At 67.8% G+C, this 13,147-nt stretch carries 8 protein-coding genes and 2 pseudogenes; 1 reads left to right on the top strand and 9 read right to left on the bottom strand.

The genetic code is table 11. The features are described 5' to 3' along the window. The 3 genes and pseudogenes from VNW74_RS03870 to VNW74_RS03860 all read right to left on the bottom strand — a co-directional run. A pseudogene (locus VNW74_RS03870) lies at positions 1-1,874 on the bottom strand (DNA-directed RNA polymerase subunit beta); the annotation flags it as partial. Positions 1,875-2,260: 386 nt separating this feature from the next. Beyond that, complete coding sequence (locus VNW74_RS03865) at positions 2,261-3,334, bottom strand: ABC transporter ATP-binding protein (RefSeq protein WP_325675285.1); 1,074 nt, start codon at positions 3,332-3,334, stop codon at positions 2,261-2,263. Positions 3,335-3,468: 134 nt separating this feature from the next. After that, complete coding sequence (locus VNW74_RS03860; RefSeq protein WP_325675284.1) at positions 3,469-4,983, bottom strand: carotenoid oxygenase family protein; 1,515 nt, start codon at positions 4,981-4,983, stop codon at positions 3,469-3,471. Between the two features lie 76 nt (positions 4,984-5,059). Between VNW74_RS03860 and VNW74_RS03855 the strand changes: the two genes are divergently transcribed. Next, positions 5,060-5,734 (top strand): TetR/AcrR family transcriptional regulator, encoded by a 675-nt coding sequence (locus VNW74_RS03855; protein WP_325675283.1) that lies wholly within the window; start codon positions 5,060-5,062, stop codon positions 5,732-5,734. A 52-nt stretch (positions 5,735-5,786) separates the two neighbouring features. Here VNW74_RS03855 and rplL read toward each other — a convergent pair whose 3' ends face one another. The 6 genes and pseudogenes from rplL to VNW74_RS03825 form a co-directional block, all read right to left on the bottom strand. Continuing rightward, positions 5,787-6,179, bottom strand: coding sequence for a 50S ribosomal protein L7/L12 (gene rplL, locus VNW74_RS03850; protein ID WP_325675282.1), 393 nt, complete (start codon positions 6,177-6,179; stop codon positions 5,787-5,789). A 30-nt stretch (positions 6,180-6,209) separates the two neighbouring features. Beyond that, positions 6,210-6,857, bottom strand: coding sequence for a 50S ribosomal protein L10 (gene rplJ / locus VNW74_RS03845; RefSeq protein WP_325675281.1), 648 nt, complete (start codon positions 6,855-6,857; stop codon positions 6,210-6,212). Between the two features lie 222 nt (positions 6,858-7,079). Then, a pseudogene (locus tag VNW74_RS03840) lies at positions 7,080-7,363 on the bottom strand (hypothetical protein). 88 nt (positions 7,364-7,451) lie between these two features. Next, positions 7,452-8,363 (bottom strand): ROK family protein, encoded by a 912-nt coding sequence (locus VNW74_RS03835; protein WP_325675280.1) that lies wholly within the window; start codon positions 8,361-8,363, stop codon positions 7,452-7,454. A gap of 8 nt (positions 8,364-8,371) precedes the next feature. Then, positions 8,372-8,980, bottom strand: a complete 609-nt coding sequence (locus tag VNW74_RS03830; protein WP_325675279.1) for a DUF7158 domain-containing protein — start codon at positions 8,978-8,980, stop codon at positions 8,372-8,374. After that, entirely contained in the window at positions 8,977-13,146 is a 4,170-nt protein-coding gene (locus VNW74_RS03825; RefSeq protein WP_325675278.1) for an NEW3 domain-containing protein, read from the bottom strand. Before VNW74_RS03825 ends, VNW74_RS03830 begins: the two co-directional genes overlap by 4 nt. Position 13,147 lies beyond the last annotated feature (1 nt).

Genomic DNA, 13,147 nt, shown 5'->3' with positions numbered 1-13,147 from the left:
AGCTCCATACCGGTGCCCACCAGTGGTGCCTCACTGCGCACCAGCGGAACCGCCTGGCGCTGCATGTTGGCACCCATCAGGGCGCGGTTGGCGTCGTCGTGCTCGAGGAACGGAATCATGGCGGTGGCCACCGACACCATCTGGCGCGGCGACACATCCATGTAGTCCACCTCGGACGAGGACACGTACTCCACCTCGCCGGCCTTCCGGCGAACCAGCACGCGGCCTTCGGTGAACCGGCCTTGCTCGTCGAGCGGCGAGTTGGCCTGCGCGACGACGTGGCGGTCTTCCTCGTCGGCGGTCAGGTACTCGATCTCGTCGGTGACCACGCCGCCGACCACCTTGCGGTACGGCGTCTCGATGAACCCGAACGGATTGACCCGCGCGTACACCGAGAGCGAGCCGATCAGGCCGATGTTCGGCCCTTCCGGGGTCTCGATCGGGCACATCCGGCCGTAGTGGCTCGGGTGCACGTCGCGGACCTCCAGCCCGGCGCGCTCGCGCGACAGACCACCGGGGCCCAGCGCCGACAGGCGGCGCTTGTGGGTCAGCCCCGACAGCGGGTTGTTCTGGTCCATGAACTGCGACAGCTGGCTGGTGCCGAAGAACTCCTTGATCGCGGCGACCACCGGCCGGATGTTGATCAGCGTCTGCGGCGTGATGGCCTCGACGTCCTGAGTGGTCATCCGCTCGCGGACGACCCGCTCCATCCGGGACATGCCGACCCGGATCTGGTTCTGGATCAACTCACCGACCGTACGCAGCCGACGGTTGCCGAAGTGGTCGATGTCGTCGGTCTCCACCGGCACCTCGACGCCGCCGGGAACGGTCATCGAGGCCTGACCCTCGTGCAGGCGCACCAGGTATTCGATGGTGGCGACGACGTCCTCTTCGGTCAGTGTCGTCGACGAGGTGTCGGCCGGCCTATCGCTCAGCCCCAGCTTCTTGTTGATCTTGTAGCGGCCGACTCGGGCCAGGTCGTAGCGCTTCTCCTTGAAGAACAAGTTCTCCAGCAGGGTCTGCGCCGACTCCTTGGTCGGCGGCTCGCCCGGGCGCAGCTTGCGGTAGATGTCCAGTAGCGCCTCGTCGGTGCCGGCGGTGTTGTCCTTCTCCAGCGTCGACATCATGTTCTCGGAGAAGCCGAACCGGTCCCTGATCTGCTCGGCGGTCCAGCCCAGCGCCTTGAGCAGCACGGTGACCGGCTGACGACGCTTGCGGTCGATGCGCACACCGACGGTGTCACGCTTGTCGACGTCGAACTCCAGCCAGGCACCGCGGCTCGGGATCACCTTGACGCTGTGCAGCAGCTTTTCGGTCGACTTGTCGATGCTCTCGTCGAAGTACACGCCCGGCGACCGGACCAGCTGGCTGACCACCACACGCTCGGTCCCGTTGATGATGAAGGTGCCCTTCTCGGTCATCATCGGGAAGTCGCCCATGAACACCGTCTGGCTCTTGATCTCACCGGTGTTGTTGTTGATGAACTCGGCGGTGACGAACAGCGGGGCCGCGTACGTCATGTCCTTGTCTTTGCATTCGTCGACGGGCGCCTTGACCTCGTCGAACCGTGGATCGGAGAAGGACAGCGACATCGAGCCGGAGAAGTCCTCGATCGGCGAGAGCTCGTAGAGCACCTCTTCGAGGCCGCCGACCGGTTTGGCGTCGCCGCGGGCAGCCGCGACCTCGCGCCAGCGCGGCGCACCGATCAGCCACTCGAACGAGTCGGTCTGCACATCCAGCAGCCCGGGCACCTCGAGTGGTTCGCGCAGCTTGGCGAAGGAAATTCGGTTAGGAGCTCCAGGTACGGAGCTGTTAGAGGAGGTAGAACCCAAAGAACCTAGTGGGTTTTTCTTGCTCTGGCGGGAGAGTGCCAAGATGCATCCTTCCAGCACCTAGTGCGACTAACGGTGCCGGCGGCCACCGGACCTATTCGTCGCTATAACTGTGTCGGTTCGGCTGGCGGACGAACTGTCCGGATCACACGCACGCAGCTAGGTCACTGAGCCAGAAACGGGCTCAGGCTGGGACCACGGTGTCAAGTGGCGGGTGAGGTGGGCAGGAAGCAGCCAGCGCAACGTCCAACAATAGCGCAGGACTGCGCATTCCTCAACTACCGTGCTCAGGGATATCGGCGCTGGCTGGCGTCTGTATCTACCCGTTCACGCATACTGCCCAACAGATTGGCCCCTTCGGGCGCTTCCGTCAAGAGGTGACGCGCCAAGTTGGTGGATCAACTCCTTCCGGACAGGCCAAACAGAGGTCAGTAGCCCCGCTGGGTGGGAATGGATGCGGTGTCCGCGTCATCGTCGCGGTGCCGGCCGGTGGGGTCGTAGTCCTGCACGGGGTATTTCTGGTTGCCGCCCTCAAGCGACTCGAGGATCGCTTTCTGCGCATCCTTGGGTAGCAGGTGCAGGTTCTCCCGGACCCGGGCCTGCCGACGGCCGACCGCCTTGCGCTCCGGCATCCCGGGAGTGGTGGTGATCTGCGGTGGCACGCCCTCGATCTCGTCGACGCCGCCGTCATGGTGGCCGGCGTCCAGGTGGGCCTGCTCCTCGGCCATGGTGGCCTCGTCCTTTTCCTCCGACATACCGATCGGGCCGATACGACGACCGTTGAGGAACTGCCGCACCACCGGCTCGTCGCTGGTCAACAAGACCTCACGGGGACCGAACATCACCAGATGCCGGCGGAACAACATGCCCATGTTGTCCGGCACCGTGCGGGCGATGTTGATGTTGTGCGTCACGATCAAGATCGTGCAGTCGATCTGCGCGTTGATGTCGATGAGCAGCTGGCTCAAATAGGCGGTACGGACCGGGTCCAGACCCGAGTCCGGCTCGTCACACAGGATGATCTGCGGGTCGAGGACCAGGGAGCGGGCCAGGCCGGCGCGCTTGCGCATACCACCGGAGATCTCACCGGGAAACTTCTTCTCATCCCCGCCCAGACCCACCAGCTCCAGCTTCTCCATGACGATGTCACGGATCTCGCCTTCCTTCTTCTTGGTGTGCTCACGCAGCGGGAAGGCGGTGTTGTCATAGAGGTTCATCGACCCGAACAGCGCGCCGTCCTGGAACATGACACCGAACAGCGTGCGGATGTCGTACAGCTCCTTGGCCGAGCACTCGGTGATGTCGGTGCCATCGACGATGATCGAACCCCGCTCCGGGCGCAGCAGGCCGATCAGCGACTTCAAGAAGACGGATTTACCGGTACCCGACGGCCCCAGCAGAACACTGACCTCGCCCTCCGGGATCTCCAACGTCACGTCTTCCCAGATTCGCTGGGACCCGAAGGACTTCGTGAGTCCCTCAACCTGGATACCAATACCCATGCGAAAACCCTCCCACTGACGTTGGTCACCGCTGCCCAAGCCCAGCTTGTGGCATGAGTCACTGTAGCGCACCGGTGATGAAGGGGTCGCGATGTGCGCCTATCGCTGAAAATTCATGATCGGCCACGATTCCGTCACGCGCAAGGCGACCAGTTGCCATGAAAGCCCATCGGAACTCGCTGCGGCAAGTGCACGGTGGCTACCGATTCGCAGGTTTGCGCGTCGAGCAACACCAGTTGGCCCTCGTCGCGGCCGCGGTGGTAGCCGTATCCGATCAGGATGCCGTCATCCTCGGCGGCGTCCGGCGAGCCAGCGCCGGGACGCGGGACGAAGGACATTTCACCGATCAGCAACTCGGGGTCGAGTGGGGCGACCGTGCTGGATCCGGTCTCGTAGTCGTGCTTGTACAGCGATGTCGACAATTGCGTTCTCCCTGAGTCGAGGAAGCCGCCGTCGATGCCCACGGTGTAGCCGAAGCGATGCCGGCCACCGAGCAGGGTCTCGTTGATCCTGGGGAACTCCTGCGCACGGTCGTCGCGGCGTTCGCTGCTCACCGCTCCGGTCGCCAGGTTGATCGTCCACCGGTCCAAGGTCGGCCTGCTCTCTCCGGGCCCGCGCCGATCGCGGTCGAACATCCGCTGGTAGCGCACCACGTCGAGCACCAGCACCTCGCTGCCACCGCGAATTTCGGAGTAGGCGTTGAGCGGGTGGTAGACGTAGCAGGGTTCGATGTCGAACCACCGGATGTCGTCGTTGGTGCCCTCGCGGGGCATGACGCCGATGCGCGCCGGGTAGCGGGGATTCCATGCGTAGGGCAGCCGATAGGCCTGGCGCTCCTGGCGGTTGACCATCGCCGCGATCGGCCCGGGTACCCGCAAGCGTCCGATGACAGATTGGGCCACCAGCTTGGCCGGGTGTCGCATCCAAGCGGGCACCTTTGTTCCTACGACCTGCATGGGGTCGAGTGTCACGGGCAGGTCGTAGAGCACCACATATTTGTCGGTGAGCGAGAAGTCGTGCATCATCGGCGACCCCGACACCTCGATGTCGACGGTGCGGCGAGCGTGGCCGTGATTGTCGATCACCGAGTACTGCACGGTCCGACCGCGGGCGAAGGAGTAGGACACCGCGTGCAGTTCGCCGGTTCTCGGATCGCGGTGGGGATGTGCGGTGTAACCGCCGGGCAGGGTGCCGTCGAAGTCGCATGCGCCCACGGTGTCGAGCTCGTCGGTGAGTTCGTAGTTGGCCACGCCGCCTTCGACGAGAGCCAGGGTCTTTCCGGCGTGGGCCAGCACATTGGTATTGGCGCCGAGGGACTGCATTCCGGCCAGCAGGTTAGGCGCGGCGGTTGTCGGCTCACCAAGGGCCGCGCGCACACCCGCGCTGCGGACCCAGCGGTTGCGGTACCAGCCGGCCTTGCCGCCCTGCAGTGCCACTCCGTGCACCATGCCGTCGCCGGTGAACCAGTGGTAGGTGGCGGGGTCGACCTCTGCGACGGGGTTGGGCCCGTTACGCAGGTAGCGCCCGTCGAGGAACTCGGGGATGTGTCCGGTGACCGGCAAGTCGGTCGCGGTCACCTCGGCGTTCACCGGCGCCAGGACGTCGTCGAGATACGGGTTCGCCGGTGCGGCGGTGGCGGCAGTGGTCATGTTGGCCTCCTAGCTCGCATAACATTGATATTTCATTGTTATACACACTGAGCGCGGGCTGTGTCAAGATGCAACCGTGACTTCGCAGGCCGAACGCGACGTGCGAGCCGAGTTGCTGCATGCTGCCGTGCAGATCCTCAACGAGGACGGCCCCGACGCGTTGCAAACCCGCAAGATCGCCAGCGCCGCCGGAACCTCGACGATGGCGGTGTACACGCATTTCGGCGGCATGCCTGCGCTGATTGCCGCGGTTGCCGCGGAGGGGTTGCGCCAGTTCGATGCCGCGATGACGATGCCGTCGACGGCGGACCCCGTCGCGGATCTGATGGCCACTGGGATTGCCTACCGGCGTTACGCCATCGAGCGTCCGCATATGTACCGGCTGATGTTCGGCAGCACCAGTGCACACGGCATCAACGCGCCGGCACGCGATGTTCTGACCTTGACGCTGGCCGAGATCAACGACCACTACCCCAGCTTCGCCCACGTCGTGCGGGGCGTGCACCGGTCGATGCTGGCTGGGCGGATCGCCGCGGGATCGCCCTCCGACGACGCCACCGTGGTGGCCATCGCCGCTCAGTTCTGGGCGTCAATCCACGGCTTCGTGATGCTCGAGCTCGCGGGCTATTACGGCGCTCAGGGCAGCGCTGTCGGGCCGGTGCTCGGTACGTTGACGACGAACCTTCTTATTTCACTTGGCGATTCGCCTGAGCGAGTGCGACAGTCGCAGCGGCTGGCGGTGCAGCGCTGAGTACACGAAACCCCCGGAGCCTCGGTGGCTCCGGGGGTTTTCGCTGAGTCGACTACTTGACGGTGACGGTGGCGCCGGCGGCCTCGAGCTTGGTCTTGGCCTCCTCGGCAGCCTCCTTGGGGGCCTTCTCCAGGACCGCCTTGGGGGCGCCGTCGACCAGGTCCTTGGCCTCTTTGAGGCCCAGGCCGGAGACGATCTCACGGACAACCTTGATCACGCCGATCTTCTTGTCGCCGGCGGCCTCGAGGATGACGTCGAACTCGGACTGCTCCTCGGCTGCCTCGGCGGCCGGGGCGGCCCCGCCAGGAGCGGCGGCGGCAACGGCGACCGGGGCGGCCGCGGTTACCTCGAAGGTCTCCTCGAACTTCTTCACGAACTCCGAGAGCTCCAGCAGGGTGAGTTCCTTGAACGCGTCGAGCAGTTCGTCGGTGGACAACTTGGACATGGTGTGGGTCCTTCCTTGGTGGGTTTGGGGTTATTCGGTGGATTCGGTCGCTGCGGCCTCTGCGGCCGGAGCCTCGGTCTCTGCGGCCTCGGCGGCTGGGGCCTCGGCGGCCGGAGCCTCCGGAGCCTCCGCGGCTGGGGCCTCGGCCGGCGCCGCAGGCTCTTCTGCGGCTCGCTTCTCCTGCAGCGCGGCAGCAAGCCGGGCCACCTGCGAGGCCGGCGCGTTGAACAGCGCGGCTGCCTTCGACAGGTTGGCCTTCATCGCCCCCGCCAGCTTGGCGAGCAGCACTTCGCGCGACTCGAGGTCGGCGATGCGCTCGACTTCGGCGACGGTCAGCGGGTGGCCGTCCATGTAGCCGCCCTTGATGACCAGCGCCTTGTGCTCCTTGGCGAAGGTCTTGATCGCCTTGGCGGCGTCGACCGCCTCGCCGCTGACGAACGCGATCGCGGTCGGTCCGACGAACAACTCGTCGAGGCCCTCGATGCCCGCCTCCGAGGCGGCCCGCTTGATCAGCGTGTTCTTGGCGACCGAGTAGGTCGCCGAGCCGGCCAGCGACCGACGCAGGTCGGCCAGATTAGCGACGGATAGACCGCGATATTCGGTGATCACGGTGGCAGTGGAAGCCCTGAACTGCTCGGCGATGTCCGCAACGGCGGTGGCCTTATCAGCGTGGGCCATGCATACCTCCTTGGGGGTCACGGCCCGGAAATAACGAACGCCCCGACGCAGGAAGCGGTCGGGGCGCGAACTGTGCGTCGGCGTACGCCGACGAGGGTCTGCCTCGTCCTCCTGCGTGGGCCGCCGGGAATTCCCGGACCTTCAACCGATTGCTCGGTGACCGACGGTCTTCGGTGGATCGGGCTCCACAATAGCGTGGCCCGCCGCTATCAGCCAAAACGGTCAGACCCGGTGATCGGCCCGCAGCGTGAGTACTCGTCGATGAATCCGGTGCTCGGTGCTGCGCGGCAGTTGACCGGGACCGTATACGCCGCGCGCGAGGCGGCGCGCCCTCCCGCGGCGCCGCTCCCACCGCAGCGCGTCCGACACGGATTTACCGGCCGGGCTGTCAACCACGAACCCGTGGAGGCAAGCGCCTCGACCAAGTCTTTGATGGTGGCGCGGCCGTGGACGGCAAGGTGCATCGTGAGTACGTAACGCAGCTCGATACCCCGCAGCTTGTTCATCGTCGGACGGTCGCATGTCGATACGACATCCCCCCGAAATCGCTCGTAGGCGGGCACAAAGCCCCCTGGCCTGGATCCGCCGAGTGACTCAAGTGACAGATGCGACAAGTGCTGCCGCGCCGATCAATCCGGCGTCGCCCCCGAGCGCTGCCGGTACCACCCGCAGGCCTCGGATGAATTCCAGACGCGCGTAGCCGGCCAACGCCTCGCGCAACGGGTCGAACAGCGTCCGCCCCGACTTGGCCACTCCGCCCCCGATGACAACGAGATCCAGGTCGCACGCCGCCGCGACCGAGGCGATCATCGCGGCCAGCGCGGTGGCTCCACGGCGAAATGCCCGGACCGCCACCGCGTCACCGTTGCTGGCTGCTTCGGCCAGCGCCGCCGCGTCAGCCCCGGGCGCCGCCGCCCAACCGTTGGCCACCGCCCACCGTGTCAGCCAGGGTCCGGCCGCGATCGTCTCCACGCAGCCGTGGCCGCCGCAGGAGCACGGCTGCCCGTCCGGTTCGACCACGACGTGACCGACATGTCCGGCATTGCCGGTCCGCCCGTGATACGGCGCACCATCGAGCACCAGCCCACCGCCCACGCCGGTGGAGACCACCATGCCGAGCAGGAAGTCGACGCCGCGCCCGGCGCCGCGCCAGTGTTCGCCGAGCGCCATGCACACGCCGTCGCCAGCCAGTCGCACCGGCACGCCCGGCACCGCGGCCGCAACCCGGTCCCGCAGCGGAAAGCCACGCCAGGAGGGGATGTTGATCGGGCTGACGGTTCCCGCGGCCAGGTCGATGGGGCCGGCCGACCCGATACCTACCGCGCAGACACCACCCCCGGCGGTTTGTATCGCGTCGGCGATCATCCGGCGAGTCAACGACCAAACCTCTTCTGCGCCATGGTTCTTCGGCGTCGGCCGGGTAGCGGCCTGCACGAGCGTTCCGGCCTGGTCGACCAGGCCGGCGGCGATCTTGGTGCCGCCGATGTCGAGGGTCAGGGTGAGCATGCGGGGCTTCAGTGCCGGTGGGTGTTGTCGGGTTGACGCGGGTCGCCCGGATGCTCGTATCCAGGTGCCAGCCGCACCAGCTCAGCCCGGCGTTCGTCGAGCCATACCCGGAAGGCTCGGCGCCGCGCCGCCGCCCGCAGATGGTCGGCGATCGCGGCGCGCACCTGATGCAGCGGCGGGGCGGCGACGGCCGGGCCTCGCCAGCCGTGGCGGTCGGGGCTCGCCGCGGCGAACCGCAGCGGGTTTCGGGCGTGGTAGCCGGCCACGTCGTCGTCGGTGACGTCGACCGCGGCGGTGACGCGGGCGAACACTGCGCGCGCTGAAGGGTCTGACAGCGCCCCCGCGGCGATGCTGCCGATCTCCAGCCGGGCCGTGGTGTCGGGTAGCAGCTCAGCCTCGCTCGGCGCGTTCCGAGCGGTCACGCCCAGCGCAGCGGCCTCGGCGGCGACTACCCGCTCGGTCACGATCAGTTGGGTCAGCCAGCGACGCAGCTGCCTGCCTTCACTGGTACCGGCCGCCGGCAGCGCAGCCGCCAGCGGGCCGTCGCGCAGCCGCGCCTCGCGCTCGTCTACCTCGTCGATGCGGACCGCAACACCGCCGACCGTCGCGACATTCATCGGACCGTCACCTTCACCGTGGGTGAGTACACCAGCCGGCCGGCGCAGCCCACCCGGACCAGCGCCCACCACTGTCCGGGTTCTACCCAGGCCGGCGGGTTCACATCGAACCCGAGCTCGACCGTGCCGCCGGCCGGCAGCACCGCGCCTCGCGTCGCCGGGCCGATCCACTCCCAGGTCCCCCACGGGCTGATCAGATGGGCCTCCAGACTCAGGTCAGCGCACGCGTCGGTGCCGATCGTGACGGCCAGACGAGCTGAGCCGCCGGCGACCACCTCGACGTCAGTCGGCCCGTCGACCAGGTACACCGCTCGGCCATCGTCAGCGCCTCCGACCGAGACCATGCACACGTCTTCGACGACCTGGCGCCAGGCAGGTGGCACGTCGGTGCCGGTGAGCTCCAGCTGGGCCCGCACCGGATACAGGCCGGAAACGACACCCGGCAGCGTCTTCAGCACAACATCGGCCTCCAGGTGTCCCCCGGGTTGCAGCGTGAAGGGCAGCGTGGCCGGGTTGGCCGACCAGCCGGGTGGACACACCAGCGTGACGGCACCGGCCAGCGGTGCGTCGCAGCTGTCGCTGGCCGCGGTCAACCGCAGCGTCACGTCGGCGCCCGCGGTGGCGGTGAGCCGATGCGGATGCAGGTGGGCCACCGCGGGCAGCCCGCCGAGCGGGGCCGGCCCGCGATTGTGCAGCCAGTACCGCGCGTACAGCGGCTGGCAGTGCTCGGTTTCAGGAGCCAACGCGGCACCTTTGGCATCGAGCAGCTTGGGCAGGTCCAGTCGGGCCAGCGCGGTGCAGATCTGGTAGCCGTGCAACGTGCCGAGTCGGCGCTGGCCCAGGGGTCGCTCAAGCAGGTCGGCGTGGTGCAGCTCGGACACTGTGCCCAGCGGCGAGCGCACGGCGACATGGGTATCACCGCCCCGGGTTTCGACCAGCCGGATGGCCACTCGGCCGGGGTCGACGGGTTGGGCGCTGCCGTGTGCCAGCGGGTTACCCGCCGCCTTGAGCGCACCCAAGTGCACCGCGCCCGCCGGGTCGACCTGCAGCAGCGAACCGGTCGCGGGCAGCCCGCCAACTCGCTCGGGCGCCGTCACGGCCAGCATCGGGTGGGAGAACTCCGCGCTGTGGGCTGGGATCTCGGCGTGGCGCCAGTCGCCGGCGCCGCAGACCAGCGCGTAGTCGAAGACATGTGTCCAGTGCTGCAGCTGGAAGTTCGAGCCGTCGGGCGCGGTGCGGCGCGGCTCGTCGATCCACACACCGGACGGCCAGCCGGTGCAGGACCGCATCAGCGCGGTGTGCAGGGTTCCGTCGGTTTCGACGGCGAAGCTCGGGACTCCGCGGTTGAGCAGCGCGACGGTAAAGGGCTCGAAGCGCTGCAGGCCCGACGGTGCCTGCTGCCTGACGACGATCTCGGCGTCGACCAGGTCGTCGGCTACCGATGCGATCGCCGGCCCGAGGTCGGCGTCTTCGCGGCTGGCGATCACCAGCACCGGCAGCGCTCGCGAATCCCGCAGGTCCGCGCTGGGAACCCAACCGGCCGCCAACGGCGTCGCAGCGGGCACCCAGACCCGGGCCCGGCCGGTGTCGGCAAGCTGCCGCTCGACCTCGACGGTGTACGCCGGATCGGCGGCGGCCAGCACCGCCTTGGTGAACGCGTTCTGGCCCGGTCCGCCCAACGCGATGCGGGCGTCCGGCAGGTTGGAGTCGACGCCGAGGCGGCCGTAGCGCGGCTTGCCGGCGCTGCTGCAGGTCGCCGTCACCCCGGCCCGCACCAGCGCGACCACGAGGTCGCGCGCCAGCGGGCCGCTCATCGCCTCGGTCGGCGCGACCACCTCGGCCACCGACACCGCCCGCACACCGTCCCCGACGCGCACCCGGGCCGCCGAGGACAGCCCGAACCAGCCGTAGGCGGGGTTGTCCAGCGTCCACGGATGGTCCGCGGTGTCCACCGACCCAGCTTCGTTGTGCAGCAATGCGAAACCGCGCCCGACGACGGCGTCGCCGACCTCGCTGACCGGCATGGCGCCCGGCACCGGACACGGCCAACGCAGTCGTAGCAGCTGGTCGGCGGCGGTGAAGTCGTGGATCGTGGTGGCGCAGTCCACCCGGTCAACGCCGTGCCACAGCGTCAGAGTCTGGGTATAGCTCAGCAGCTCGGCGATTCGGCCCTGCACCACCAGCCGCTGGCCCAGCGCGCAGTGGTAAGCCCGTACCTCCGCTGAGGTTTCCGACGAGCTGACCATCGGCCCCTTGGGCAGCAGGTGCCATGGGCCCTCGCCACCGGTCGGATGCGCCGGGTATTCCTCGTACACGGCCAACTCGTTGCCGACTTGGTTCTCGCTGATCAGCTGCCGGTCGCCGTGCACCAGCGACGACACCCCACCGCCGCGGGCCGGGTCGACAACCAGCCGGTAGTGCTCGTTCGCAATCTGATTGCCGCGCAACGGTTTCCAGGTCGTCGAGGTGTCGCCGGCGAGCAGCCGATAGGCCCGCCAACCCAGCGAGGGCACATCACGGGCCAGCCAGCTGACCGATCGCCCGTCGTGCTCGACAAGCGCGGGCAGCTCGGCGCCGTCGTGGTCCAGCACCCGCGCCCCGGCGCCGACGGGGACCTGGAGCCGGACGGTGACGACATCGGTGCGGTTGTGCGCCAATGGATTCCACAGCACGGTGTTGATAGGACCGTCCCCGTCCACCGCACTGGACAGCAGGGCCAGCGAGTTGTCCCTGGCCGCGCGGCCAAGCTCCCACGCGTCGCGCCAGCCGGTCAGCAGGTCGAGGTAGACCTGGTCAGACTCCGAGCCAGTAATGGCGTCGTGGTGCGCGCCGTAGACCAGCTGCACCCACGCCTTGGCCAGTGCGGCCTGCGGGTAGTCGGCGCCGGCAAGCTGCCCCGCGAACACCGCAAACTTCTCGGCGTCCAAGACGGCGTTCTCGGCGGCCCGGTTCGCTTGTTTGGTGTCGATGAACGACACGTCCTTGCCGGTGTAGATCGGGTTCATGTCCCGGGTCTGCGGCGACGGCACCAGCGCACGGCTGTCCAGTTCGGCGCGGACGGCGGCGAAGAACTCCCTCGGCAGCGCGCAGACGAACCGCGGCCAGGTGTAGCGCGAACCCCAGTCCCGGTGAATCCCGGTGACCCACTTGTTCGGTGGGGTGTAGTCGGTGCCGACGGGCAGCAACACGTTGCGGGTCAGCGTCACCTTCTTCAGCTCTTCGAACAGCCGGTAAGTGGCCTGCTCCGCTTCGGCCAACGAGGTGGACTCGTCCATCGACCAGCCGGCCCCATAGTGCGCGGGCATGTAATGGGTGAGCAAGCCACGCCCGGACGGAGCGATCCACTCGAACTCGCTGCAGAACTGCATGCCTGCCACGCCGCCCTCGCTGTGCATCGGGCCCCACTGGTGGTGCGGTCCGCGCGCCCACGAACTCGAGGTCAGCCCGGCGTCGGCGGCCATCCCCGGAAACTGCGGGTCGTGGCCGAATACGTCGAGCTGCCAGGCGGTGGCCGGGTTGGCGCCGAGCACGTCGCGCTGAAATCCACTACCGTGCACAAAGTTTCGGATTGTCGTCTCCGGGCTGGTGAGGTTGGTGTTGGGCTCGTTGTAGGTGCCGCCCATGATCTCCACCCGGCCCTCGGCGATCAGCCGCCGCAAGTCGGCGCGGTCCTCGGGGTGGGTGTCCCAGTACGGCTTGAGGTAGTCGACCTCGGCGAGCACGAACTTGTATTCGGGTTCGCGACGGGCCATCTCCAGATGCGCATGAACCAACTCGAAACCGTTGGTCTGCCGTCCGGGCGGGTCCTCGGTCCACAGGCTGGTGTAGCCGCCTTGGGTGTTCCACCACACCGGGTCGTAGTGGAAGTGGCTGATCATGAACATCGTCCACCCTGGCTCGGCGACGGTGAAAGCAAACGGTGTTGCGGTCCCCGCGACGTACACCTGGGCGGTCCGCCGTTGGCCGATAACCGGGTGCTCGACGGCAACGGGCACCTCGATGACATCTTCGCCGGTGCCGGCGAGCGTCTCTCCGCTGAGGCCCTCGCCGTCAACCCGGACCGGTGTGGGCTTCGTGCCGCCGCTGACCGTCACCCGCGCCAGTTGCAGCGGCGCGTCGGGCGGCCCGACGAAAAGTTCCGTCGACTCTGCCGAGATCACCCGCATT

It is taken from the genome of Mycobacterium sp. (assembly GCF_035570115.1).
In the GTDB taxonomy this organism is placed as follows: domain Bacteria; phylum Actinomycetota; class Actinomycetes; order Mycobacteriales; family Mycobacteriaceae; genus Mycobacterium.
Note: the sequence above shows the minus strand (reverse complement) of the source record. Positions and strands in the feature narration are given on the sequence as shown.

What these genes read in the sequence shown, in the direction of transcription:
- VNW74_RS03865 (WP_325675285.1), bottom strand. Translation starts at nt 3,334, where the DNA reads ATGGGTATTGGTATCCAGGTTGAGGGACTCACGAAGTCCTTCGGGTCC.
- VNW74_RS03860 (WP_325675284.1), bottom strand. Translation starts at nt 4,983, where the DNA reads ATGACCACTGCCGCCACCGCCGCACCGGCGAACCCGTATCTCGACGAC.
- rplL (WP_325675282.1), bottom strand. Translation starts at nt 6,179, where the DNA reads ATGTCCAAGTTGTCCACCGACGAACTGCTCGACGCGTTCAAGGAACTC.
- rplJ (WP_325675281.1), bottom strand. Translation starts at nt 6,857, where the DNA reads ATGGCCCACGCTGATAAGGCCACCGCCGTTGCGGACATCGCCGAGCAG.
- VNW74_RS03835 (WP_325675280.1), bottom strand. Translation starts at nt 8,363, where the DNA reads ATGCTCACCCTGACCCTCGACATCGGCGGCACCAAGATCGCCGCCGGC.
- VNW74_RS03830 (WP_325675279.1), bottom strand. Translation starts at nt 8,980, where the DNA reads ATGAATGTCGCGACGGTCGGCGGTGTTGCGGTCCGCATCGACGAGGTA.
- VNW74_RS03825 (WP_325675278.1), bottom strand. Translation starts at nt 13,146, where the DNA reads ATGCGGGTGATCTCGGCAGAGTCGACGGAACTTTTCGTCGGGCCGCCC.